Origin of the sequence: Pseudomonas sp. FP603 (genome assembly GCF_030687415.1) — a bacterium.
GTDB lineage: Bacteria > Pseudomonadota > Gammaproteobacteria > Pseudomonadales > Pseudomonadaceae > Aquipseudomonas > Aquipseudomonas wuhanensis.
On record NZ_CP117431.1, the window covers coordinates 3,549,407 to 3,573,897 of the forward strand.

General features: G+C 60.5%; 16 protein-coding genes and 1 pseudogene. 2 read left to right on the forward strand and 15 right to left on the reverse strand.

Translation table 11 applies throughout. From position 1 onward, the window contains the following. Window positions 1-34: 34 nt before the first annotated feature. From PSH65_RS16405 to PSH65_RS16465, 13 genes are all read right to left on the reverse strand, one after another. Window positions 35-1,240, reverse strand: coding sequence for a DUF1624 domain-containing protein (locus PSH65_RS16405; protein WP_305421266.1), 1,206 nt, complete (start codon window positions 1,238-1,240; stop codon window positions 35-37). Window positions 1,241-1,260: 20 nt separating this feature from the next. Next, window positions 1,261-1,647 (reverse strand): hypothetical protein, encoded by a 387-nt coding sequence (locus PSH65_RS16410; protein ID WP_305421268.1) that lies wholly within the window; start codon window positions 1,645-1,647, stop codon window positions 1,261-1,263. A gap of 280 nt (window positions 1,648-1,927) precedes the next feature. Further along, window positions 1,928-3,781 carry a polyurethanase gene (locus PSH65_RS16415; RefSeq protein ID WP_305421270.1) on the reverse strand — a complete coding sequence of 618 codons (1,854 nt, stop codon included), beginning with the start codon at window positions 3,779-3,781 and terminating at the stop codon, window positions 1,928-1,930. Window positions 3,782-3,878: 97 nt separating this feature from the next. Then, on the reverse strand, window positions 3,879-5,567 hold the full coding sequence (locus tag PSH65_RS16420) for a polyurethanase (protein WP_305421272.1): 1,689 nt from the start codon (window positions 5,565-5,567) through the stop codon (window positions 3,879-3,881). A 23-nt stretch (window positions 5,568-5,590) separates the two neighbouring features. Further along, a complete protein-coding gene (locus PSH65_RS16425; protein WP_305421274.1) occupies window positions 5,591-8,638 on the reverse strand; it encodes an autotransporter serine protease in 3,048 nt (1,015 codons plus the stop codon). Window positions 8,639-8,852: 214 nt separating this feature from the next. Further along, the gene (locus PSH65_RS16430) at window positions 8,853-11,810 is read right to left on the reverse strand and encodes an autotransporter serine protease (RefSeq protein ID WP_305427001.1); all 2,958 of its coding nucleotides are present in this window, start codon (window positions 11,808-11,810) and stop codon (window positions 8,853-8,855) included. A 175-nt stretch (window positions 11,811-11,985) separates the two neighbouring features. Continuing rightward, window positions 11,986-13,350 carry a TolC family outer membrane protein gene (locus tag PSH65_RS16435; RefSeq protein ID WP_305421276.1) on the reverse strand — a complete coding sequence of 455 codons (1,365 nt, stop codon included), beginning with the start codon at window positions 13,348-13,350 and terminating at the stop codon, window positions 11,986-11,988. 2 nt (window positions 13,351-13,352) lie between these two features. After that, window positions 13,353-14,702 (reverse strand): HlyD family type I secretion periplasmic adaptor subunit, encoded by a 1,350-nt coding sequence (locus PSH65_RS16440; RefSeq protein ID WP_305421277.1) that lies wholly within the window; start codon window positions 14,700-14,702, stop codon window positions 13,353-13,355. Then, window positions 14,699-16,486, reverse strand: coding sequence for a type I secretion system permease/ATPase (locus PSH65_RS16445; RefSeq protein ID WP_305421279.1), 1,788 nt, complete (start codon window positions 16,484-16,486; stop codon window positions 14,699-14,701). Before PSH65_RS16445 ends, PSH65_RS16440 begins: the two co-directional genes overlap by 4 nt. Before the next feature lie 211 nt (window positions 16,487-16,697). Next, window positions 16,698-17,120 carry an AprI/Inh family metalloprotease inhibitor gene (locus PSH65_RS16450; RefSeq protein ID WP_305421281.1) on the reverse strand — a complete coding sequence of 141 codons (423 nt, stop codon included), beginning with the start codon at window positions 17,118-17,120 and terminating at the stop codon, window positions 16,698-16,700. 67 nt (window positions 17,121-17,187) lie between these two features. Next, window positions 17,188-18,645, reverse strand: a complete 1,458-nt coding sequence (locus PSH65_RS16455; protein WP_305421283.1) for a serralysin family metalloprotease — start codon at window positions 18,643-18,645, stop codon at window positions 17,188-17,190. 333 nt (window positions 18,646-18,978) lie between these two features. Further along, a complete protein-coding gene (locus PSH65_RS16460; RefSeq protein WP_370694647.1) occupies window positions 18,979-19,422 on the reverse strand; it encodes a transposase in 444 nt (147 codons plus the stop codon). 81 nt (window positions 19,423-19,503) lie between these two features. Next, window positions 19,504-20,910 carry an FAD-binding oxidoreductase gene (locus tag PSH65_RS16465; RefSeq protein ID WP_305421285.1) on the reverse strand — a complete coding sequence of 469 codons (1,407 nt, stop codon included), beginning with the start codon at window positions 20,908-20,910 and terminating at the stop codon, window positions 19,504-19,506. A 63-nt stretch (window positions 20,911-20,973) separates the two neighbouring features. Between PSH65_RS16465 and PSH65_RS16470 the strand changes: the two are divergent. Next, a pseudogene (locus PSH65_RS16470) lies at window positions 20,974-21,099 on the forward strand (DUF4440 domain-containing protein); the annotation flags it as partial. A 330-nt stretch (window positions 21,100-21,429) separates the two neighbouring features. After that, window positions 21,430-21,705 (forward strand): DUF1652 domain-containing protein, encoded by a 276-nt coding sequence (locus PSH65_RS16475; protein ID WP_007896200.1) that lies wholly within the window; start codon window positions 21,430-21,432, stop codon window positions 21,703-21,705. 121 nt (window positions 21,706-21,826) lie between these two features. On the opposite strand, the gene PSH65_RS16480 is transcribed toward PSH65_RS16475, so the two are convergent. Both PSH65_RS16480 and PSH65_RS16485 read right to left on the reverse strand, forming a co-directional pair. Then, the gene (locus PSH65_RS16480; RefSeq protein WP_305421287.1) at window positions 21,827-23,008 is read right to left on the reverse strand and encodes a cystathionine gamma-synthase; all 1,182 of its coding nucleotides are present in this window, start codon (window positions 23,006-23,008) and stop codon (window positions 21,827-21,829) included. Beyond that, complete coding sequence (locus PSH65_RS16485; RefSeq protein WP_305421290.1) at window positions 23,005-24,381, reverse strand: cystathionine beta-synthase; 1,377 nt, start codon at window positions 24,379-24,381, stop codon at window positions 23,005-23,007. Before PSH65_RS16485 ends, PSH65_RS16480 begins: the two co-directional genes overlap by 4 nt. Window positions 24,382-24,491: the final 110 nt, after the last annotated feature.

Genomic DNA, 24,491 nt, shown 5'->3' on the forward strand with positions numbered 1-24,491 from the left:
AGTTGCCCGCGTTGTTGTCAACGCGGGCAGCCAATCAGAGATATTTGAGAATCGCAATGTCACGACGGCGCTGTTTGAGGTTGGCGAACCAGCGTGTCGGGAATAACAGCAACACCCCGAGAATCACGCTCCACAGCCAGACCATGGGCAGATTATCGAAGCCGTAATAGGTGCCTTGATTAACGCCCCAGATGGCGACAGCGACCAGGTACATGGCCTTGAGCACGTACAGGTGCAGCAAGTAGAAGAACATCGGCGCACCGCCGTAAATCGCCAGGGTCGCGGTAGACCAGCGATCCTGAGCCTTCTCGAACAACGCCAGAAGGATCAGCCCCAGACCGAGGGTCGGCATCAGGAACATCAGCGATGGCGGGTATTTCTTTGCACTCATGAAGCTCATGAAGGTGCGCAGCGAATCACCGGTCTGCACCCAAGGCTTCTCGCCGTAGACGTTCAGGTAACGGATGAACACGAACGCCACCAGCAGGCCGACGCCGACTTTCAGTAACCGGGAAATCCGCTGGGCCGGCTCCATGTCCTTGCCGAACCACGGCCCGATGGCCCAACCCAGCAGGATCACGCCGATCCACGGCAACACCGGATACGTGGTGCGGGCCCTGGTGAATTCGGTGATGTCGATGAATACCCGCTGATGCAGGATCGACCACGGTACGAAGAACGGCGATTCCGGCCCCACGGTCACGCCATCGAGCAGGTTGTGCCCGGCGACAATCGCCACCCCGAGCACGATCAGCCAACCGCGCTTGAAGTGCAGCAACCCGGCGAGCACGATCATGCAGATACCGATGCACCAGATCACTTGCAGCCACAACGTCTTGGGCGGGAACTCGGCGTTCCAGGCAAAGCACACGAACGTGAGTTCCAGAAACACCAGGAACAACCCGCGCTTGAGCAGGAACACCGAGGTTTCATTGGCCGTGTGTTTCTGGCTGTAGAGCCAAGCCGACAAACCGGTGAGGAAGATGAACACCGGGGCGCAGAGGGTGCTCAGCAGGCGGGTGAAGAACAGGTCCGGGGTCACGCTCAAGGCGTCGATCGGGTCGGTCACCTGGCGGTGTAGCAAAAAGGTTTCCCGCACATGGTCGATAAGCATCAACAGCATGACGAAGCCGCGCAGGGCATCGATGGCCAGCATCCGGGTGTTGGTTTTTGCAACGCTGGTGGCCAGCGCAGGGGAAATACTTCCCGCCTGCCCTGCCACGCTGGTGGATAGGGTCATATCAGTCACTCATGTCGTGGTCAGTGGACTATTGCTGGCGGCTCAGTGAATCCCGGAATGCTGCTGTCGCAGGAAATGTATTGCCCTCCGCGCCGAAGCAGTGGCTCCTGCATCCGCTGACAACGCTCCAGTTCCTGCTGCATCGAACGATCGATGCTGATGTTGCCGGTCTTCTCCGGTTGTTTGCCGTCGCCCAGGCGCACGGTCACCCAGGGCTGTTCCGGCTGGATCTGGAAGCGGCTTTTTTCTTCGATGGGGTTGGCGGGTTCGGTCACTGCCGGTTTCGGCAGTTGATCGGAGGTGACCCCGTAACGGGTCAGAATCGAGCTCTGAGGCAGGTCGGCGGCGGCGGTTGCCGATATAAAGGCCAGCGCCAAACCGAAGGTGTACCTCTTGCTGTTACTCACGTTGCAGAATCTCCTGTACTCAATGGCGGCATGCAGCTATAGCGTTATAGTGTAACGCATGAAAGGGCTGATGCTTTAGTGCCAGTTCCTGTTGATGCAGGTATTGGAGTCCAGGAGTGAATGGTGAGTCACGGAGGCAGGCAGGTTTACCGCGTTATCGTTCTTCGCGAGCAAGCCCGCTCCCACAGGGATTTGATGCGGACACAGATTTTGTGAACATCACCAACCACTGTGGGAGCGGGCTTGCCCGCGATAGGGCCCTAGCAGGCGCCCATTACCCTCAGGCGATCACAATCCCCCCACTGGACAAACTGTCCAGCCCGACCCCCACCAAGGTCACCGAATCACTGCCAAACGTAAGCAGCGTATCCTGCCCCACCGCCGTGGCATGGGCCCGATAATCGTCGTTCGGTGCAACGCCCTGGACCCCGAGGAACACCAGTTTGTCGTTGGCTTGATAACCCACCACCCGGTCCTGACCAAACGCGCAGCTGAACAGGAACGTATCGACCCCGCCACCCGACTCCATCAGGTCATTCCCCGCCCCGCCGACAAACACGTCGTTACCAATGCTGCCAATCAAATGATCGTTGCCATCAAGGCCAAACAACCAGTCGCCCGTTGCGTGCGCGTTGAGAGTATCGGCGCCGCTCGTGCCCTTCACGCTTGAGGCGTACTGGGTCAGGTTGCTGCCGGCCGCAAGGCCATTGGTGGTGACGCTGTGGGTCACGTCATCCTTGAACACACCCCAGAGAAAACCTGGCTCCTTGGTAACGATGCTGCCGATGTCGCGGGTGATGCTGATGCCGCCATTGGCGTCGCGCACGTACAGGTTGCCGGCACCGTCATTGGCAAAGGTGAAGTTCTTCACCGACTGCTGCAGGTCCAGCACGTTGCTGCCCTTGCCGCCCAACAGGATGTTGTAGCCGCCGCCATCGCGGAAGGTGTCGTTGCCGTCGCGGCCTTCCAGGTAGTCACTGCCCTTGCCGCCCTGGATCAAGTCATTGGCGTCGCTGCCGATGATGAAGGTGCTGCCTTTGTGGGTTTCGGCGTTGCGGTTCAAGTCCTGGACCCAAGTGTTGGCACGCGCCGGGTCCGAGAGGTTGGCGACGATGATGGTCGAGTCTTTGCTGGTCAGTTCGTAGAACTGCGACTCCAGCACCCGGGTCATGCCGTCGCCGTAACCGGTGGGCAAGTGCGAAATCCAGGTGGGAATGTTGAGGATGGAATACGGCAGCACGTTCCACGCCGTCGAGGCGTAGTGGTCGTTGAAGCTGACGATGTTATCGGTCGTCGAATCCTTGGCGGCATCGTGCACGCCCACCGAGGACAGGTTAAACGTGGAGCCATCAAGGGCCCGGAACACCGGGTCGTTTTCATAACCGATGTTCAGCACTTTGTCGCTGCTGCTCTGGGTCGGCGAGGCGTAGGCGATGTAGTTGGAATCCTGGTAGAATCCGGACCACTTTTCGCTGCTCAAGTCCGCCAAGCTGTTGACCGCCAACCCGCCGAGGCTGTGGCCGCTGACCAATACATCGTTGCCCGACAGCCCATTGGCCTGGGCAAACGCCGCCACTTTGCCGAGCAAATTGCCGAAGGCTTCGCCCGCGTAATTTTTCGCGTAATCCTTGGGACCCAACGCCGCCAGCAGATCGTTGATCACATCGCCGATGGAGTCGCCGATCTGGATCTCTCGCGGACCGCTGGTGCCACGAAAAGCGATGCCGATTTCGGTGAGATGACCCTGGGCGTCGTACTTGCCGAGGATCTCCACCTGCGCGCTGGTGTAACCGGCCTTCTCGCCGAAGAAGGTTCCGCGAGCGTCGGTCTTGCCGTCATAGCCCAGTTGCGCGGCGGTGATTGGCGTCCAACCGGCTTTTTGCACGGCGTCGAGCGCGGCTTTTTCCGAGTCGGGGTTCCAGGGAATTCCGGGGATGACGCCCTGGGAATCGGTGCCGCCAATCAGTGCGGTCACCAGGGTTGCCGGCAAGCCCAGACCGAAGCCGTTTTGCTGGTAACCAGTGGCGAAACCGTTGTCGAGGTTGTGATAGGAATACAGCGTGATCGCCATGGCGTCGCTGAACAACGCCTTGGAGTCTGCTGTGCCGAAGTTTTTGTAGTCATACACACCCATTGGTATTGCCTCTCTCTTTGTTGGAATTGTCAGAGATAGCTCACAGCCAGGACGCCTCAATCACAAGGCGCCCCGGAGCCTCCAGTGCATGCAGCCTTTACGCAAACGTAATTCCCGAAGCCGAGAGATTATCCAGACCCACGCCCACCAGTGTTACGGCGTAATCGCCAATCTTGAGCACAGTGTCGTTGCCGGCCTGGGTCGCGTGCTGAGCGTAGTCATAGCCCTGCCCCGCGCCCTGGACGCCCACGAACACCAGTTTGTCGCTGCCCTGGTAGCCATTGATCGCGTCGAAACCGAAGGCGCCGCTGAACAGAAAGGTGTTGCCGCCGCCCGAGGCGTGCATCACGTCATTGCCCGCGCCGCCGACGAAGGTCACGTGGCTTTTGTCGCTGCGCAGCAGATCGTCGCCGGCGTTGCCGAACAGCCAGTCACCGTCGACGCTGGCCACCAGCGTGTTGCCGTAGGCGTCGCCATTGAGCGAGTGGTTGTAGTGGGTCAGTTCCGTGCCATTGAGCAAGCCATTGGCGGTGACGTTGTAGGTCACCTCCTTGCTGCCCCACCACGAACCCGATTCCTTGCTCACCAGCGCGCCGATGTCGCGGGTCATGCTGATGCCGCCGTAGGCGTCACGCACATACAGCGTGCCGTCGCCGTCATTGGCAACGCTGAAGTTCTGCAACGGCTTCTGCAGCTCGAAGGTGTTGCTGCCCTTGCCGCCCAGCAGCAGGTTGTAGCCACCGTCATCGCGGAACCGGTCGTTACCGTCACGGCCTTCGATGAAATCATTGCCCGCGCCACCCTTGAGCCAGTCATGGCTGTCGGTGCCGATGATGAACGTGCTGCCGGTGTGCGGCTCGCCGCTGCGGCCCAGGTCTTCAACCCAGATCGAGCCTCGGGACGACTCCGACAGGTTGGACACGATCAGCGTCGAGTCCTTGTCGGTAAGGTCGTAGAAGCGCGAGTCGATCACCCGGTTCAAGCCGTCGGCATAGCCCAACGAGCCATGAGCCGACCAGTTCAGCGGGTTGAGGATGCTGAACGGCACCAGGTTCTGCGCGGTGGACGCGTACTGGTCATTGAAGTTGACGATGTTGTTGGTCGCCGACTCCTGATGACCGTCGTGCTTGCCCAGCGAGCCACTGCTGAAGGTGGTGCCGTCGAGCACGCGAAACACCGGGTCGTTTTCGTAGCCGATGTTCAGCACGTTGTTGCCGGTGGCGCTTTGGGTCGGCGAGGCGAAGGCGATGTAGTTGGCGTCCTTGAAGAAACCGCCCCAGTTATTGCCGCTCAGCTCTGCCAGACTGTTGACCCCCAAGCCACCGAGGCTATGCCCGCTGACCAATACGTCCTTGGCACTCAGGCCGTGAGCGATGGCGAACGCGGCGACGCTTTTCAGCAAGATATCGAAGGCGTTTTTTGCGTAGTTCGTCGCGTAATCCACTGGACCGACCGCGGCCAGCAGGTTGTTTTTCATGTCGCCGAAGGTGTCGCTGTACCCCAGGCCACCGGTGCCACGGAAGGCGATACCGATGCCGATCAGCTTCCCTGCCCCATCGTATTTACCGAGGATTTCGGCTTCGGCGCTGGTGAAGCCGTCCTTTTCGCCATAGAAGGTGCCTTGAGCGCCGACGTTGCCTTGGTAGCCCAACGCTGCAGCGCCAATCGGCGCCCAAGCGGTCGCCGGCAGTGGCTGGCCGGTGGGCGTGTACGCGTAGAGCGTCAGCGCGATGGCGTCGCTGTACAACGCCTTGCCGTCAGCATTTTTGTAATCAAACAGTCCCATGTTGTTGCTTCCTTAGCGTCAAATCAGAACTGCCAGTCCAGGGTCAGGCCCATACCGTGGTCTTTTTCCCGGGAGCCGAGCAGCCCGTTGTAATCCAGGCTCAAGCGGGTATCGCGGCCCAGCGCCAACCCGGCACGGGCACCGACCACCGCGGCATCGCGGTCCATGGACACGCTTTGCACGCTGAACGCGGTGTTGCCGTTGACGAAGGCCAAGTGGTCTTCGGAACGGGTGTTGCTCAGGTTGTGCTGCCAGCCGAGCGTGCCGGACAGTTCCAGCTGTTGCTGGTCGGACAGCGCAATGGCTTTGCTCGCCCGCAGGCCAAGGGTCGAGAGCACCACGTCGCGGTTGTTTTCACCGCCCTTGAGCGCGGCGGTGTCACCTTTTTCGCTGAAGCTTTCAGTGTTCAAGTGCACGTAAGCCAAGTTAACGAATGGCTCCAGAGCGATCGGTTGCAGGTCAAGGCGATACGCCGCCTCGGTGAACAGTTGCGCGGAGGTCGCATCGCGTTTGGATTTCTGCTTGCCGCTGACGCCGTTAAATTGCAGGTCACGTTTGACGTCAATGCGATGCCAGCTGTAAGCGCCGCCAACGCTCAGGCGTAGCGCGTCGATTTCATGGCCCAGGTACGCACCCAAGTGGTAGCTGTCGACCGAGGCCGACGAATGCGTGCCATCGCCCATGCTCAACGAACTGTCGCTGTAACCGGTGACGAAACCCAGTCGCGTATCTTCAGTGATCAAGCCATCGACACCGGCCAGCAACCCGCCAATGGAGCTGTTGGAACTGGCGTTGTCATGCCCGCCATCGCTCTTGCCCCAGGCGCCGAGTACTTTGAGCCAGGCGTTGCTGCGGTCATCGGTGGGTGCCGCGGCGTCGAACAGATCGTGCTCGCGCAGACGCTCGCCAACCGCATCGCGCAGGTAACGGCTGTCATTGATCAGCAGCGTGCCGATTGCCGGATGAATCTCGCCGGAGAGTTGCTGGAACGCTTGTTGCGCGACAGCGGCGGTCGGCGACAGCAGCAGGGTTTCGTAGAGCGGATTGCCTGCGCCCAGTTGCTCGGCGGCAGCGGCCACGGCGCGTTGGTTCGGGGTTTGGCCAGCGCTGGTGAAGGACGTCGCGTTACGCACCACTGCCAATTGAATGCCGCTAGCCGAGTAGTCGAGAGTGCCGCCGAGGAACAGGTAATCCGGCACCACCGCACCGAAGCGCCCTTCGATTCCACCAGCCGCTTGCAGGATGTTGTACTGATTGTCCAGCAGGGATTTCGCTTCGCTGGTGGTCAGCAATGTCGGGCTGTTTTCCAGAGACAGGCTGACGGTTGCGCCTTCGATGATCGCCTTGCCGCTGGCGATGATCTGGTCGCTGCTGGTGGGCGACAGCTCTACGGCGTAGGTCGAGCCAGGCTCGAAAGCCACGTCACCCGCCACCTGTAAGGTGCCGATGGAGTTGCCAGGCGCCACGGTACCGCCGCTTTTCGCGGTCAGCGCCGCGATGCTGCCGTTACCGCCGAGGATCCCGCTGTCATTGACGGTGACGGCCGACAGCAGCGAACCGTTGATTGCCAATCGGCCCTGATTGACCAGGGTCGGGCCGGCGTACGTATTGGCGCCGGTCAGCACCAGCGTGCCGATGCCCTGCTTGGTCAGGCCGCCATGGCCGGAAATGTCGTTGCGCCAGACGTCGAGCCCACAGTGCACGTCATTGCACACACGCTCGGTGGGTTTGCCGGCATCGATGATCGCGCCGATACCCGGCAAGTCCGCGACAAATTGACTGGAGCCGTAGGCGCCTTCGATGCGGAATTCCTCGGGAATGTCCTGCTCGGTCACGAACATGGCCGGGCCATCGATGCCTTTGCGCAGGTTGATCATGCCCCAGCCATACAGCGAATCGACGCCGGGTGCGCCAAGGTCGGTGGCGGTGGTACGCAGCACGCTGGCGACTTGCGCGCCGGTCATGTACGGGAAGCGTTCCATCAACACCGCCACCGAGCCGGCGACGTGCGGCGCCGCCATGGAGGTGCCGTTGTAGTTGGCGTAGCCGGTGGTCAGGTCAGCGGCATTGGTGCCGCTGATGATCGAGCTGTAGATCCGGCTGCCGGGTGCCGACACGCAGAAACTCGCGGTATAGCCGCAGCGCGACGAGAAGGTACTGATGTTGTAAAGCTCGGGACTGTTGATGTCCGGGTTCTTCTGCAACGCAGCGACGGTCATCCAGTTCGGCGCGATCTCCGGAACGAAGTAACCGAGACCGGCGATGGCGTCCGGGTTGTTGAGGTTGTAGTCGTTGCCGGCGGCGAAAATCGTCACGATGCCGCTGCGGGCCGCCGCGATGGCGCCGTCGTAGGCACCGCCGGGTTTGGTCCCGAGCAACGTCTGGATCTCGTTGAACTGCACCTGTGCGTCCTGCACGGTGAAGTGCGGGTACGCCGGGTCACGACCACCGAGGTCGAAGCGGTCGGTGATGCCGATGCCCCAGCTGTTGTTGATGATCCGTGCGCCGCTGGCGATCAGGGCGTCCCAACCGGCCTTGTACACCGCTCCGTCGTTGCCACGAATGATGCCGTCTTCCGGGCCTGGGTCGCCGTTGTCAGCGCTGATGATTTGCGCGCCAAAAGCGACACCGTGCATCGGGCCGCCATCACGACTGCCGGCGGCGATCCCGCCAACGTGGGTGCCGTGGGCACCGAGTTTGCCGTTGGAGCCTACCGAGGGCGAACCGTCATAGAGAAAGGCGTCCCCGGCTTTGACCGGAATGTAGGGGTCGGTGTATTCGCGAATGCCACTGGTGACCAGCGTGATCACCTTGTTGGCCCCGGAAAACTCCGGGTGCAAGGCGTAAACCGGTTGATCGAAGATCCCCAGTTTCACCCCTTTGCCGGTGTAACCGGCCGCGTAGGCCTCCTGAGCGTTGATCGCCCCTAGCCCCCAGTCGGCGTTGAACTCCGTGCTGCGCCAGCTATCGGGATCGCCTGTCCTGCCGTTTTCCACGTAGGGCGCCGCGTGTGCGGTGCCCAGGGTGGCCAGTGCGCAGAGCAAGGCAAGTTTGTTGTACTTGTTATCCATCGAGCTACCGTCCTTAGTTGTGTTGCCAAAATCCTTGTGGCCAGGGGCCTGCCCAATCCTGTCAGTCAAGGTGCGGAACCTGTGGGAGCGGGCTTGCCCGCGATAGCGGTGTATCAGGCAACATTAATGTCGACTGACACTCCCTCTTCGCGGGCAAGCCCACTCCCACAGGGATTGCGCCAGGCCCCCCTCGCCACAATCAGTGTTCACAGACTTAAAACTGCCAATTGAGACTCAGCCCGACGCCGTGGCTCTTCTCGCGGCTGGCCAGTTGGCCGGTGTAATCGAGGTTCAACCGAACATCCCGGCTCAAGGCCAGGCTCGCATGGGCGCCCACCAGCGCCGCATCGCGAACCAGCGGCGAGCTTTCCACCACGAACGGAGTGCCACCGCTGGCAAACGCCAGGTGTTCCTCGGAATCGGTGTTGCTCAGGTTGTGCTGCCAGCCGAGGCTGCCGCTCAGGTCCAGCTGTTGTTGACCGGACAACGTCACCGTTTTCAGTGCGCGTACGCCCAGGGTGCTGAGTACCGCGTCACGCCGATCGCTACTGCTTTTGAGCGCGGCGGCGCTACCTTTTTCGGTGAAGCCCTCGGTGTCGAGGTGCACGTACGCCAGATTGGCGAACGGTTCCAAGGCCAGTGCTTGCAGGTTCAGGCGATACGCTGCCTCGCCGAATACTTGGGTGGTCCCGGCATCGACTTTGGCTTTCTGTTTGGCGCTGACGTCACCGTATTGCAGGTCACGTTTGACGTCGGCCCGATGCCAGCTGTAGGCGCCGCCGGCACTCAAACGCCACGCGCCCATTTCGTGGCCGGCATAGGCGCCCAGGTGATAACTGTCGATCTGTGCTGATGAGTGAGTTCCGGAGCCCATGCTGACCGAGCTGTCGCTATAACCGGCGACCAGGCCCACACGAGTTTGGTCATCGACAGCGCCATCGACACCGGCCAGCAAACCGCCAATCGACGTGGTGTAGCCGGCGGTGTCGTGACTGTCATCGGTCTTGCCCCAGGCGCCCAACGCTTTGATCCAGCCGTTGTTTCGGGAGCCGTTGGCTTCATTGAGACGCTCACCGACCGCATCGCGCAGATAACGGCTGTCATTGATCAACACCGCGCCCAGCGCCGGGTAAATTTCCCCCGACAACTGCTGGAAGGCCTGTTGCGCTGAACTGGCGGTCGGTGACAGCAGCAGGCTTTCGTAGACTGCGTTACCCGCGCCAAGCCCTTCCACTGCGGCGGCGACGGAACGCTGATTCGGCGTTTGCCCGACGCTGGCAAAGGTTGTGGCGTTACGCTCAATGCTCAGCTGAATGCCGGTGGCGGCGTAATCGAGGCTGCCGCCGATGAACAGGTAGTTGGGCAGCACCGCGCCGAACTGGCCTTGAATCCCGCCCGCCGCTTGCAAGATGTTGTACTGATTGCCCAGCAGGCTTTGCACTTGTTGGGTGCTGAGCAAGGTCGGGCTGTTTTCCAGGGACAGGCTCACGGTGGCGCCGCTGATGGTCGCCGTACCGCCGGCAATAATCTGGTCGCTGCTGGTGGGTGACAGTTCGACGGCATAAGTCGAACCCGGCGCGAACGTCACATCGCCGCTGACTTGCAGCGTACCGATGGAGTTACCGGGCGCCACGGTGCCGCCGGCATTGGCATTCAAGGCGGCGATTCGTCCGTTACCGCCGAGGGTGCCGCTGTCATTGACGGTCACCGCCGACGTCAGCGAGCCGTTCACCGCCAGCAACCCGCCGTTGACCGTGGCCGCGCCGCGATAAGTGTTGTCGCCAGTGAGCATCAACCGTCCGGCCCCGGACTTGATCAGGCTGCCTTCGTAGACTCGGTTGGCGGCGGCGGAATCACGAGCTGTGCCCACCGCATAATCGGTCTGATCCTGCTGACTGGCGCCGGCCGGGACACCGTTCTCCCAGCCCTTGTCCTTCAACATCTGTTGCCAGGCGCTGCGTTCGGCGGCGTCTTCTGCCTGACGCTGAATCAGCGCCTTGTCGGTAATGCCGTTGCTCCAGACATCGCTCTGCCCTGCCCCCAGATTGGCGTCGAACGTCCCGAGCAATTGCCCCGGCCCGCGCATTGCCCGCTCAAGGTTGGCCACGCCCCAACCGATGCGCGTACTCGGTGCGTCAGTGATCGAGCCGTCGAGCTGGGTCGCAGTGGTCAGCAGCACCTCCAGCGCCTGCTGATTATTCATGTATGGATAGCGTTCCATCACCAGCGCCAGTGCCCCGGTGGCATGCGGCGCGGCCATGGAGGTGCCGGACTTGATCGCGTAACCGCCGCCGGGAATGGTGCTGTCGATCTTCGCGCCCGGGGTGGTGATGCACCAATACTTGGCGATCCCGCACTGGTTGTATTTCTGCTGGTTGCTTTGATCCAGCCCCGACACTGCGAGCCAGTGGCCTTCCAGGTCCGGCTGAAAATACGGCAAGGCCGAACGCACGCTGGCGTTCGGGTAGCCGCTGTTGCCGGCGCTGAACACGTTGATCACACCACGGCGCGAAACGTCGGCGGCGGCATCGAGCCAGGTGCCTTTGTTCCAGTGCTGGGCGTAGGCGGCATGCAGGTCGTCGAGGGTTCGGTAGCTGACGTCCGGAGGCTGGCTGCCCCAGCTGTTGTTGATCGCACGGACACCGGCATCCGCCAAGGCGTTGTAGACCGCAGTGAAGTAGCGCGGGTCGGGGTTGGGGCCGAATAGAAAACTGTCGTTCTTGTTGGTGTTGCCGACGTAGATTTGCGCGTTGTACGCCACGCCGTGCATGCCAGTGCCATCCCGGGAAGCGCCCATGGTGCCGGTGACGTGGGTGCCGTGGGAGTCGTTGTTGGTGTTGAGCGTGCCGTCGACGTTGAACGCCGAGCCGTCGACATAGCTGCCGCTGGCCGTCACCGCGTGATAACGGTCTGCGGCAAATTCGGGATGGCTGGAATCGAAACCGGAATCCAGCGCGCCGATTTTCACGCCCTTGCCAGTGATGCCGGCGGCATAGGCTTGATCAGCCTGCATGCGCGCCAGGCCCCAATCGCGCTGGAACTCCGTCGAGCGCCAACTGGCGGGGTCGCCGGGTTTGCCGGTTTCCAGATACAGCGCCTGGGCTGGGCCTGGTACTGATGAAATCAGGAGCAATAGCGCGCCGACCGACATCGGCTTGATCTGTACGTCCATGTTCATGACTCTCGCTTTTTTGGCGTTTTTAGAGTTGTAGTCCCCCGGTTCAGGGGCGGCGTTGCTCTGTTTCTGTGGCGAGGGAGCTTGCTCCCGCTGGACTGCGAAGCAGGCCCAATGGCGGTTGCTGCGCAACCGAACGGGAGCAAGCGCCCTCGCCACAATGTTCTAACCGCTACTGAGCTTTCGGGCCCTGGCCGAACGCCTCATCCACCTTGGCCAAATCCTGTTCGTTCAAGGTGCCGGCGTAGTAGTGCAATTTGGTCCAGGCCATCAAATAGTCATAACGCGCCTGGGCCAGATCCCGGCGGGTGGTAAACAGTTGTTGTTCGGCATTCAACGCATCGAGGTTGACCCGTTCGCCGCCCAAAATGCTCTGCTTGGTCGAGACCACTAGCGCTTCGGCCGACGTCAACGCCTTCTGATATGCCCGCAATTTATTGACCCCCGACAGACAGGCGCTGAACTGACGGCGCAACTGGATCAAGGTTTCCCGGGTCTTGCCATCCAGCTCGTACTCGGCCTGTTCCATGGTGCGGCTGGCCTGACGGGTCGAGGCCGAGACCCCGCCACCGGCATACAGCGGCACGTTGACTTCAATGCCGATGGTGTTGGTGTCATAGCGCTGGTTATAGGTATTGCCGCTTTCCGATTCGTTCTGGCGTACCGAGGCGTAGGCGCTGACTCTTGGCAGGTGGCCGGCGCGGTTGCGTTCAACCTCGTAGCGCGCCACTTCCACCGCCTGGCGTTGGGAGGCCAGGTTCGGGTTATTGGCCACCGCCATCTCGTGCCAGGTGTCGTAATTGGCCGGTTGCAGGGTGAAGGTCTGGAAGTTCTGATCCAGTGGTGTCAGGTCACCAATGTCGATAGCCGGCACGCCAATCAGTGCACCGAGCTCGCGCAGGGCCGCATCCTGTTCGTCCCGAGCCTCGATTTCCTCGGCGGTGGCCAGCTCGTAACGTGACTCGGCTTCGAGGATATCGGTGCGCGTGCCCTCCCCTTGGCGGAACATCTGCTCGTTCTGCTGAAACTGCTGCTCGAAGGCTTTTTTCTTGGCTCGCGCGATGTCGATCTGGTCCTGAGCGAACAGCGCCTTGGTGTAATTCTCCAGCACGCGAACCAGCAGTTCCTGGCTCTTGCCACGAAAGTTTTCGTCGGCGAACAGCGATTGCGCCACGCCCTTGCGGTACGCCGCATAAGCCTCGTAGTCGAGCAACGGCTGTTGCAAGGTCAAGGTCGAGCCGTAACTGCTGTAGTTGCGATCATCCGTTTGTCTGTTACCGCGATCGTTGAGGTATTTGACCTCGGAGGAGTTACGCCCCTTGTTGTAGTTGTAACCAATCCTGGGCAGCAGCCCGGCGCGGCCGATGGCACGGTTTTCAAGGCCTGCATCGCGCTCCTTGATAGCGCCGAGGAACACCGGATCATTGCGTAACGCTTGCTCATAGATGTCGAAGGGCCCCATGGCCATCGCGCTGTTGCACGTCAGCAACGCCAGGGTCGCTGCGAGCAGGGAAAACTTATTCATACAGCCGAACATCCTTATTCCTCGGTCAACGCGGAGCCTGCCCGGTCGAGCAGCGGCTTGAACAAATAGTTGAGGAGTGAACGTTCACCGGTGCGCACGAACATTTCTGCCGGCATACCGGGTTTGATCACCAAACCGTTGAGTTTTTCCATGGCCTGGTCACTGACGCTGCTGCGCAGCACGTAATACGGCACACCGGTTTTCTCATCGACCATCTGGTCGGCGGAGATCAGGCTGACTTCGCCGGGGACTCGCGGGGTACGGCTCTGGTTGAACGCGGTGAACAGGATGTCCACCGGCAAGTGCGTGTCGACCTTGTCGATCAGGTTGATCGGCAAGTGCCCTTCCACTTCCAGACGGGTGCCTTGCGGGACGATCTCCAGCAGCGTGTCGCCCTGACGCACCACGGCGCCTTCGGTATGAACCCCGAGGTTGACGGCGATGCCGTCGGCGGTGGCGATGATTTCGCTGTGTTGCAAGTCGAAGCCGGCGGAAGTCAGTTGCTCTTCCAGGGTCACGCTTTTGAGCTGCGCGTCGGCCAGTTGGCTGCGGACTTCCTTCTGGTATTCCTCGCTGTGCTGTTGCAGTTTCAGACGGGATTCAAGGATGCCCTGCTCCACGCGGCCGCTTTCGCCGGTGTTCTCTGCCAGCTGTTGCTGCACTTGCGACAACTGACGCTGGTAATCCATCAAGCGGTTGCGCGGGATGTAGCCGTTGTCCGCCAGGGGCTGAAGATTGCTCAGCTGTTGTTGCAGGGAACTGGCCTGGGCCGTCAGGTCGGTGCGCGCGCGGCGCATGCCGGCCAGTTGCGCGCTGGCGCCTTCGATGTTCGCGCGCAGGGCGGCTTGTTCCCGGGAAAAGGCTTCGCGACGGCTGCTGAACAATTGCCGTTGGCCTTCGAGCACCAAGGCCAGACGCGGGTCAGGATCGTTGCTCAGTTCGGCGGGGAAATTCACCTGCTTGAGGTTATCCCGTTCACTCTGCCAGCGCGCCAGGCTGGCCCACGCCATGCGGTATTGCGCTTGCAGCGATTGCACGTCGGCCGCGACCTGGGTCTGGTCGAGGCGGAACAGCGGCTGGCCTTGCTTCACCACTTGGCCTTCGCGCACCAGAATCTGGCTGACTACGCCGCTGCTCATCGATTGCACGGCTTTGCGCTTGCCCGAGACCACCACGGTCCCCTGCACCGGAATACCTTGATCGAGCGGCGCGAGACTCGCCCACGTGAAAAAACTGCCAGCACCGACAATCGCCAGAATCCAGCCCATGCGAGCGAAGAAACGCGCGTCGCGCTCAGGGCGTTCAACGATGTAGTCGTGTTCCATGGTCGCTTCGCTGTCGTCGTTCATGCGTGTGCTGCTCATACACACGGATTCCTTGTCGTGGGCTGATACTGCCGGCTCATGCTGAGCCCGCCCGGTGCTTGCGCAGGTTTTTCACGTTGTTGTTCCTGGGCGCCGGACGGGTTACCGGCCAGCGCCTTGAGCACTTCCTGGCTTGGGCCGAAGGCCTGCAAACGACCTTCGTTGAGCACCAGCAACTTGTCGGCCTGGGCCAGGGCTGAAGAGCGATGGGTGACCAGAATCACGCTGGTGCCCCGGGCCTTCATGTGCGCGATGGCGCCGGCCAATGCCGCTTCGCCAACGGTGTCGAGGTTGGAGTTCGGTTCATCCAGCACCACCAGACTCGGATTGCCGTACAGCGCGCGAGCCAGGGCCACACGTTGCTTCTGGCCACCGGACAAGCCGCTGCCGTCCTCGCCAAGCACAGTGTCGTACCCTTGCGGCATGCGCAGGATCAGTTCATGAACGCCAGCCTGTTGCGCGGCTTCGACGACTTTTTGCGGATCCGCCTCACGGAATCGGGCGATGTTTTCGGCGATGCTGCCGCTGAACAATTCGATGTCCTGGGGCAGATAACCGATGTAGGGGCCGAGGTCGTCGCGGTTCCAGCGATGAATGTCCGCGCCGTCGAGGCGCACCGTGCCGCCGAGCGTCGGCCAGACACCAACCAGCACTCGGGCCAGAGTCGACTTGCCAGAGCCAGACGCCCCGAGCACACCGAGCACTTCCCCGGCGCCCAGGTTGAAATTGACCATGTGCAAGGTCGCAGCCCGTTGCCCTGGCGGGCCGGCGCTGACTTGTTCGAACGTGATCTGACCTTTCGGCGCCGGCAACACCATCGCCTCTTCAGTCGGTGGATAGGCTTGCAGCAAGGCGTCGAGACGGCGGTAAGCGAGCTTGGCGCCGCTCCACTGTTTCCACACGGCGATCAACTGATCGATGGGGCTCAGTACCCGGCCCATCAGGATGGAACCTGCGATCATCATCCCGGCGGTCATGTCACCCTGGATCACCAGCAAGGCGCCCAGCCCCAGCACCAGGGATTGCAGGCACAGGCGCAGGGTTTTGCTCAGGGAACTGATGACCGCGCCGGTGTCGCTGGCCTGATTCTGCAAGCCGAGAAAACGCGAGTGCACCGCAAACCAGCGCTTGCGCAACGCGCCGAGCATGCCCATGGCCTGAATGGTTTCGGCGTTATGCAGATGACTGGTGGCCAGTTGGCTGGATTTCTGGGAGAACCCTGCTGCTTCGCCCAAGGGCTTTTTGGTCATCGCCTCGTTGAGGCAGGCCAGCCCGATCAGCAGCACCGCGCCTGCGGTGGCCAATACACCGAGCCAGACGTTGAATAGAAAGATCACAAACAAATAGACCGGAAACCACGGTGCGTCGAAGAAGGCAAACAGCGCCGGGCCGGTGACGAATTGGCGAATATGGGTCAGGTCGCCCAAGGATTGCCCCGCATTGCCCTCGCCCTTGAACAGGTTGCGCTCGAAAGCGGCTTGATACACCCGCAGGTTGAAACGACGTTCCAACTGGCTGCCGATACGGATGACAATGAAGCTGCGCACGATTTCCAGCAGACCGATGAAAGCGAAAAACCCGACCACCATCAACGACAACATCGCCAGTGTGGTTTCGTTTTGCGAAGACAGTACCCGGTCATAGACCTGAAGCATGTAAATCGACGGGACCAACATCAGCACATTAATCAGTGCGGTGAAACATCCGACGCTGATCAGGATGCTTTTATAGTCGCCCAGTGCCTTGAATAACGGTGCGGTGGCCGGGCTCTTCGCCATCTTCATTGGTTTTTCCTGAGGTATTAATCCTCGCCTTACTTGGCGAGGTTCCAATTAACTGTCCGCACATGGCCGAGACGTTCTTTTGCCGGTTATCGCTTGCACATTAATAACAACTCTTTGTGTTCTTCAAAGAGCTCCGGTTATTGAACGGCTGCTTATAACGGCAATAACGAGCTTTATATTCAGCGCCTGGTGTCGGTCCGGCATTGTTCACTTACTGCGCTGCGCGCTCGAGCGTAATGATCAGACCTGACTTCAAGGTGCTTTTATAAAGCCCCTCATGCTGTCGGCTGAAAAACACAATTCTTGAGCCTTCTTTACCGGTCACGGCAATGCCATCCGGTTCCGGGAACCAGCCAATCGCCGACTCGTTCAGCCAGGCGCCTAGGCAGTCGGCCCCCTCACCCAGGGTCTGGTTCAATTTGAGCTCGATCGAGCAGACATTCGACGGCTTGTCCTGCAGCGCTTGGGACTCGGGCGAGTCTTGCGCGGTATTCAAGATGGCCTGCCATTTCCCGGCGAGTTCCGACGGATCGGCTAGTTTCAGACTGCGTGCCATGGCTACATCTCCAAGAAACATCATCAGCGTCGCCAACAGCCACGCGGTTGCTTTGCAGGTAAAAGCGTTCTGGATCATAGGGCGTTTTACTCTGGATCGGGGCAGAGAGTGGCGCATCAAGCGCCACCCGCCTTTTTGCCTTGAATCAGGCCACGATGTCCGAGAACGCTGCCTGGCCAACGGTGCTGACCAGGAAGTCAGCCATGCCGTGCCCGGAGAAGTCCACCGACAACAGGCTGTTGCCGCCCGAAGTGGTCAATACCGCATCGCCTGCCGCACCGGTGAACGAGTTCACAAAGTGCAGGCCCGCGCCCTTGGTGATGCCGGTCAGGTCGATCTTGTCCAGGCCACTGACAAAATCGAGGATCTGGTCGACAGTACCTGGCTTGGAGTCGCTGCTGGCCGCGAACACAAAGGTGTCCGAGCCCGAGCCGCCCCACAGTTTGTCCGCACCGCCCGCGCCGAACAGGATGTCGTTGCCGGCACCACCCTTCAACTCGTTGGCCACGCTGTTACCGATCAGCAGGTCGCTACCCGAACCGCCAATCGCGTTCTCGACGGTGACACCCTTGGCGATGGACACATTGCCCACCATGCCGCCAACGTCGGAGAACGAGGCTTCATTGAGGTTGATCTTCTGGTTTTGGGTAAATCCGGAGAAGTCCAGGGTGTCCTTGCCGCCCGCATCCCAGACCGAGAACACGACTTTGTCCGACGACGAAGACGCGCTCAGGAAGTCGCGACCGGCGTTGGAGTTGAAGCCGTAGGTGGTGTCACCGGTACGGGTGGTGGTGTTGGCACCGTAGAGTTTCTGAATGGCGGCGATATCGTCCATCAGCGGGCCGGACGCATAGGCTTCCACACCGCCCTTGCTGAAGTTCTGGTCGGTATTGCTTTCGCTCCAGTAACTCATGAGGCTGTAACCGCGGGTGTCTTCGCCGTAGGTCGCGTCATTGTAGGTCGGTGCACCTTCACCGGCGTTGTAGTCGCCAGGGTGAGCCAGGCCCAGGGAATGACCGATTTCATGGGTCAGGGTCTGACGACCGTAGTTGTTCAGGTCTGGCGTCTTGTTGACGTTATAGCCACTGCCCGTCAGATACCATGAAGTACCGTCATAACCTGGACCCGTGCCAGGCAGATAGGCAAATGCTGCCGCGCCATCCTGACCACCACTGTAGTTACCGAAGGTCATGTGACCGTCGCCGCCAAACGACTTTTCGGTGAAGGTGACATTGGCCACGTCGGCCCAGGATTGCATGGCGAGCACGGCCTGGGCTTTCTGCTGCGTATTGAACTGGCTGAACCCGGTAATGCCGTGCTTGTTCATGGTGCTCGACGAAGCCGAGGTCAGGAACGTATAGGTGAGTTCGATTTTGCCGCTGCCGTCCTTGTCCTGGTAGGCAGCGCCGTCACGCAGCAGTTGGGTAGCTGCCTCGTCGACGGAGAAGGAGGGTTTGCCATTGACCGTGAGATTGCCACCCCGATCATATTGATGGCTGAAACTATCGATCTGGTTGTAGGCGGAACTGGGTGCAGCCAGCGCTTGGAATGGCGCAAAGCCCTGTTCGGCAAGATCAATAGCGTTGTCTTTAACTTTCGACATAAACACACTTCCTTGTTTAGCAATGGAACAGTTTTTGTCCGATACGACAATCTCTGGCGAGATCGTCCTATCACTCGCCCAATGAAGGCGTATAAAAACTGACACAATTCGAAATCAAACGTCTACATTTTTTTTGACGTCAAATTGAGCGGTTCCGGCGAACTCCAGTAAACAGTGCGTGCGCTGTCGAAATATAGTTTTTAGTTGAAGGTTTTAGCCGGATTGTCTGACAATATGCTATCTAAATATTAAATATGGCCAAGTTGCTTTTTGTAGATGAGCTCTCATTTTCCAGGCCCTATTAATATAAGTGCCAGTGTATTGCTATCAACTCTAACTTCTATTGGATGGATCATTTTCACGACTGCTGCGCAGCCGAACGCAGCCTTCGGCAGCTGCTACCAGTCCCGCCCGAATGGGATTGGCAACGACATATCGAGCAAGATTTTTCGCGTCCTCCTCCCGCCGAACTGCTCGATCGTGATAGCCCTTCTGCCACAAACGCCCGCTTCGCCCTAGCGCCTGATTAACGGCCAGACTGCTACGGGATTTGATTCGGCACATCAACTCGGCCAGCGTTTTATCCCGAATTTGTACCAAACAGTGCATATGGTCTGGCATCACCACCCAAGTCAGAAAATCCGCCCAGCGTTCCTCCTGTGCCAGATGCAATTGCTGAGCAACCAGTCTTCCCATTTGCCAATCGGTAAAAATCGACCCGTTCGTGAACAACGGCTGGAGTCGATTCCTGTATGGGCTTTTTTTGTTGGCAGGCAATCAATGGATCAAAAAATCAAAACGTAAGTCTTGCGCACGGCTTCCCGGATGTTGGGACGGGCTACATCAGAGCGTCGCCGTTCAGTGCATGAACCCTTCCATGAACCCCGCGACCCGACTGGCCAGTTTGTGACGCCAGGGCGCGGTGGCCGGGTTGGCCAGGGTCTGGTCTTCGTGGACGAAGCTGCGGATGATCGCGTTGTAGCCCAACCAGCGGCAGGGTTCGGGCTCCCAAGCCTTGAGCGCGTCAAGACCGCCCTGAGCAATCACCCACGGCTGGCGCACCAGCTCGGTATCGCGCTGAAGAATCATATCGGCCAGCGTCCGCCCGCCGAGGTTGCTGGCTCCGACGCCCTCCCCGCCATAACCGCCCGACAAGGCGATGCCGCTGGCTCGATCGCAGAGCATGTGCGGCTTGAAGCGCCGGGACATGCCCAGGTTGCCGCCCCAGGCGTGGGTGATTCGTACGTTCTTGAGTTGCGGGAAGAGTTCGCCGAACAGGTAGCGCCGCAACTCTATTTCGCGAGTGGTCAGGCCGAAGTCATGGCGCAACTTGCCAGCAAATTGATAGCCGCCACGGGCACCGAACACCAAGCGGTTATCCGCCGTACGCTGGCCATAGGTAACTTGGCGGCTGCTTTCGCTAAAGGCTTGCCCGCGACTGAGGCCGATTTCGTCCCAGGTCGCGGCGGACAGCGGTTCGGTCGCCACCAGCAAACTCTGGACCGGCAACTGATAACGGTCCAGCGGTGGCAATGTGGCTGCGTAACCTTCTACCGCTGGCACGATCCAGCGGCCGCGAACCTGAGCCTTGGCTGTACGCAAACTGCCCGACTGCCATTGAGTGACGGGGCTGTTCTCATAGATGTTGACCCCCATGCGCTCCACCGTCCGAGCCAGACCTCGGACCAACTTTGCCGGGTGAATGGTCGCGACGTGCGGTGCATAGATACCGCCATAAGGTTTGGCAATTCTGATCTGCTGCGCCAATTGCTCGGGACTGAGCCAGCGGTAGTCGTGTTCGGTCAGCCCTTGGCAGTGGAGCCCATCCAGATAACCACGCAGACTGGCTTCCTGCTCCGGGTAACGCGCCGCGCAGTAAAGCGCCCCGCCCTTGCGATAATCACAGTCAATGCCTTCTCGTTCGAGGACGTTCTCTACTTCATCAGGGATGCTGTGGAGCAGTTCGAAAGAGGCGCGGCGTTGTTCGGCCGGTAAATCGGCGAGCAAGCGATCTTCGCCCAGCAGATTGCCCATCAACCAACCGCCGTTGCGGCCCGACGCACCAAAACCCGCGATGTTTGCCTCGACGATGGCAATGTTCAGCCCCGGCGCCAGGCGCTTGAGGTAATACGCGGTCCAGAGCCCGGTGTACCCGGCGCCAATGATGGCCACGTCGACGCCCAGATCCTGCTCCAGCGGCGGGCGCGCCAGCAATGGCTCGTCGAGTTGGTCCATCCACAAACTGATCGTGCGCCACGCTGACATGCAAGACTCCGCCACTCAAACCTTCGATGGCGTCGATCCTAGTGCGTGGGCACAGGGATTGGCGAGTATGTGCGCGACAGCATGCCTCGCGATCCGGATGAAGCCCTGGAGCATTCGGACCGTATTCGCCTGGACGGCGACACGGCGCTCATTCAGTACCGCATCACCCTTCGCGGCGGTGAAGGGCTGGACCGTCTCGCCCGTGGCCTGGGTTTGCAACCGACCATCATCATCGGCGGGCATAAAGGACTCGACGAGAAAAAACCGAGCTTGCCGAAGTTCTCGCAGGGCTTCAATGGCCCCGTGGAATGCCCCGGCAATATTGGCCCTTCGCCACAAAATCGGTGTCTCGTGATCTGCGTCAAAAAAAAATGAACCAATCGCTAAACGGCCTGAAAAAATCACATGACTTTCACATCTGGATGCTACTTTTAAAGACAGTCACCGGTTGAGCCATTGAAGGTTCTTCCCTCCTAACATGAGCTAAAGGAAGCGCTCGATGAATAAGGTGGGCAACACATGAATAAAGGCTCCTTCAGCAAAGTCACTTTTCCAAATGCCTGCCAGCTGATGCGCTGGCATTTTCATCCCATGGGTTTCGAAGCGACCATGGATGCACCGGGCAGTATGGTTGCCCGGCTGTTCGACCGCGCCAGTGGCGAAACCATGATCGCCATTGCCGGCATTCCTTGCGCAACGGTCATGAATGCGGCGGATGTAGAACGAATCATTGAAGCCGTGGAAGATGAGCTGGAGGCGTTCATTCCTCCGGAGGCCCTCAGGAGTTATGCCTGATGGTTGGCGTTCCACAAAACCTGTGGGAGCGGGCTTGCTCGCGAATGCAGTGTGTCAGGCAACATTAATGTTTACTGACACTCCCTCTTCGCGAGCAAGCCCGCTCCCACATTGATTGCGTTTAACCAATCTGCATCAGCGCCTGCGCCAGATCGGCGCGCAGGTCTTCGACATCCTCGACACCCACTGACAAGCGCACCAGCGCATCGCCAATGCCGAGTTGTGCCCGGGTTTCTGCGGGGATGCTGGCATGGGTCATGATCGCCGGGTGCTCGATCAGGCTTTCCACCCCGCCCAAGCTCTCGGCCAGAGCGAAGATCCGCACACTTTCGAGGAAACGCTTGGCGCCAGCCAGGTCGCAGTTCAGGTCGAGGGAAATCATCCCGCCGAACCCACGCATTTGCCGCCGCGCCAGTTCGTGCTGCGGGTGCGATGGCAGGCCCGGATAGTAGACGCGCGCCACCTGCGGCTGACGCTCCAGCCATTGCGCCAGCTCCAGCGCGTTACTGCAGTGGCGCTCCATGCGCAGCGCCAGGGTCTTAACCCCGCGCAACGTGAGGAACGCGTCGAACGGCCCGGCGATAGCCCCCACTGCGTTCTGCAGAAAACCCAGGCGCTCGGCCAGTCCAGCGTTCTGCCCGACCACCGCGATACCGCCGATCACGTCGGAATGACCGTTCAGGTACTTGGTCGTCGAGTGCAGCACGATATCGAAGCCCAACTCCAGAGGGCGCTGTATCCACGGGCTGGCGAACGTGTTGTCGGCCACACAAATGATGCCTCGCTCGCGACAGGTGCGCGCGACGGCGGCGAGGTCAGTGAGGCTCAGCAAAGGATTGCTCGGCGTCTCGACCCAGACCATCCGCGTGTCATCCTCAAGCGCTGCTTCGAAGGTCGCCAGATCAGTCAGATCGACGAAGCTGAAGCGATGCCCGGCACTGCGCTGACGCACCTTGTCGAACAGCCGGAATGTACCGCCGTACAAGTCATTACCAGAGACGATGTGGGCGCCGGCGTCGAGCAGTTCGAGCACGTTGGCGATCGCCGCCAGCCCGGAAGCGAAGGCGAAAGCCTGGGTACCACCCTCGAGGTCCGCCACGCAACGCTCCAACGCAAAGCGCGTCGGGTTGTGCGAACGCCCGTAGTCGAAGCCCTTGTGCACACCGGGGCTCTGCTGCGCATAGGTGGAGTTGGCGTAAATCGGTGGCATCAACGCCCCGGTGGTCGGGTCCGGTGTTTGTCCGGCATGGATCACACGGGTGGCAAAGCCCCGTGGCGCGGTGCTTTCATCGTGCTGACTCATGCCAGGGACCTCCGCAAGTGATTGAGCATGTCGACGCGGGTAATCAGGCCATGGAAGCCCGAGGTGTCGGCGATGATCGCCACCAGCCCACGGTCGAGCACCGCCTCCAGCTCAGCAAGACTGGCGCCGGGAGGCAGGGTTTCGAGCTTGTCGGTCATCGCGCTGGTCACGGTCATGCGAAAATGCGTAGCGTCTTCATGCACGCCAAACAGAATATCGGACTCGTCGATGACCCCGACCAGCCGCTGCCCATCCACCAGCACCGGCAGTTGCGACACATCCGCCAGACGCATGCGCTGGAAAGCGGTGAGCAGCGTGTCGTCCGGGCCCACGCTGACCACCCGGCCATCTTCGAAACGCCGCGCGATCAGGTCACGCAAATCACCGTAACGCTTGCGCGCAAGCAGCCCCTGATCGTTCATCCACTGGTCGTTGTAGACCTTCGACAGGTAGCGGGTGCCGGTGTCGCAGACAAAACTGACCACCCGCTTCGGCTCGGTTTGTTCGCGGCAGTAACGCAGTGCCGCAGCGAGCAATGTGCCGGTCGAGGAGCCGCCGAGAATGCCTTCGGCGCGCAGCAGTTGGCGGGCATGATCGAAGCTTTCTTCGTCGCTGATCGAATAGGCCTTACGCACGCTGGACAGGTCGGCAATTGATGGAATGAAGTCTTCGCCAATGCCCTCCACCGCCCAGGAACCGGGCGTACCAAGGGTGCCGCTGCGGCTGTATTCGGCCATCACCGAACCGACCGGATCGGCCAGCACCATTTCCAGGTTCGGTTGTACGCGCTGGAAGAAACGGGTCAGCCCGGTCAGCGTGCCAGCCGAACCGACGCCGACCACGATGGCATCCACATCATGCTGAGTCTGCGCCCAGATTTCCGGAGCGGTACTGCACTCGTGGGCCAGCGGGTTGGCCGGGTTGTTGAATTGATCAGCGAAGAAGGCGTCGGGAATATCCTGCGCCAACCGCGCAGCGACGTCCTGGTAATAATCGGGATGGCCCTTGCCGACGTCGGAGCGGGTGATGTGCACTTCCGCGCCCATCGCCTTGAGGTGCAGGACCTTCTCGGTGGACATCTTGTCCGGCACCACCAACACCACCCGATAACCCTTGGCTCGGCCGACCAGGGCCAGGCCCAGACCGGTGTTGCCAGCGGTGGCCTCGACGATGGTGCCACCGGGGCGCAGGCGGCCATCGCGCTCGGCGGCATCGATCATTGCCAGACCGATACGATCCTTGATCGAGCCACCGGGGTTCTGCGATTCGAGTTTGAGAAACAGCGTGCACGGACCGGTATCGAAGCGGCTGACGCGCACCAGCGGCGTGTTGCCGATCAGTTCGAGCACGGCGGGACGGGAGTCGTTCGGCATGTCGTCACCTCGCTGCATGTATCCGCACTGGATGGACAGCGACCTGCGGCGAATCATTGCGCGCCAGTCGCAAGCAAAGCCTCGCCTTGGACCATAGGCCGGGATTGCGC

Excerpts from the sequence above, each read along its gene's own strand:
- PSH65_RS16405 (WP_305421266.1), bottom strand. The coding sequence starts at position 1,240 with ATGACCCTATCCACCAGCGTGGCAGGGCAGGCGGGAAGTATTTCCCCT.
- PSH65_RS16415 (WP_305421270.1), bottom strand. The coding sequence starts at position 3,781 with ATGGGTGTGTATGACTACAAAAACTTCGGCACAGCAGACTCCAAGGCG.
- PSH65_RS16420 (WP_305421272.1), bottom strand. The coding sequence starts at position 5,567 with ATGGGACTGTTTGATTACAAAAATGCTGACGGCAAGGCGTTGTACAGC.
- PSH65_RS16425 (WP_305421274.1), bottom strand. The coding sequence starts at position 8,638 with ATGGATAACAAGTACAACAAACTTGCCTTGCTCTGCGCACTGGCCACC.
- PSH65_RS16430 (WP_305427001.1), bottom strand. The coding sequence starts at position 11,810 with ATGGACGTACAGATCAAGCCGATGTCGGTCGGCGCGCTATTGCTCCTG.
- PSH65_RS16435 (WP_305421276.1), bottom strand. The coding sequence starts at position 13,350 with ATGTTCGGCTGTATGAATAAGTTTTCCCTGCTCGCAGCGACCCTGGCG.
- PSH65_RS16440 (WP_305421277.1), bottom strand. The coding sequence starts at position 14,702 with ATGAGCAGCACACGCATGAACGACGACAGCGAAGCGACCATGGAACAC.
- PSH65_RS16445 (WP_305421279.1), bottom strand. The coding sequence starts at position 16,486 with ATGAAGATGGCGAAGAGCCCGGCCACCGCACCGTTATTCAAGGCACTG.
- PSH65_RS16450 (WP_305421281.1), bottom strand. The coding sequence starts at position 17,120 with ATGATCCAGAACGCTTTTACCTGCAAAGCAACCGCGTGGCTGTTGGCG.
- PSH65_RS16455 (WP_305421283.1), bottom strand. The coding sequence starts at position 18,645 with ATGTCGAAAGTTAAAGACAACGCTATTGATCTTGCCGAACAGGGCTTT.
- PSH65_RS16465 (WP_305421285.1), bottom strand. The coding sequence starts at position 20,910 with ATGTCAGCGTGGCGCACGATCAGTTTGTGGATGGACCAACTCGACGAG.
- PSH65_RS16475 (WP_007896200.1), top strand. The coding sequence starts at position 21,430 with ATGAATAAAGGCTCCTTCAGCAAAGTCACTTTTCCAAATGCCTGCCAG.
- PSH65_RS16480 (WP_305421287.1), bottom strand. The coding sequence starts at position 23,008 with ATGAGTCAGCACGATGAAAGCACCGCGCCACGGGGCTTTGCCACCCGT.
- PSH65_RS16485 (WP_305421290.1), bottom strand. The coding sequence starts at position 24,381 with ATGCCGAACGACTCCCGTCCCGCCGTGCTCGAACTGATCGGCAACACG.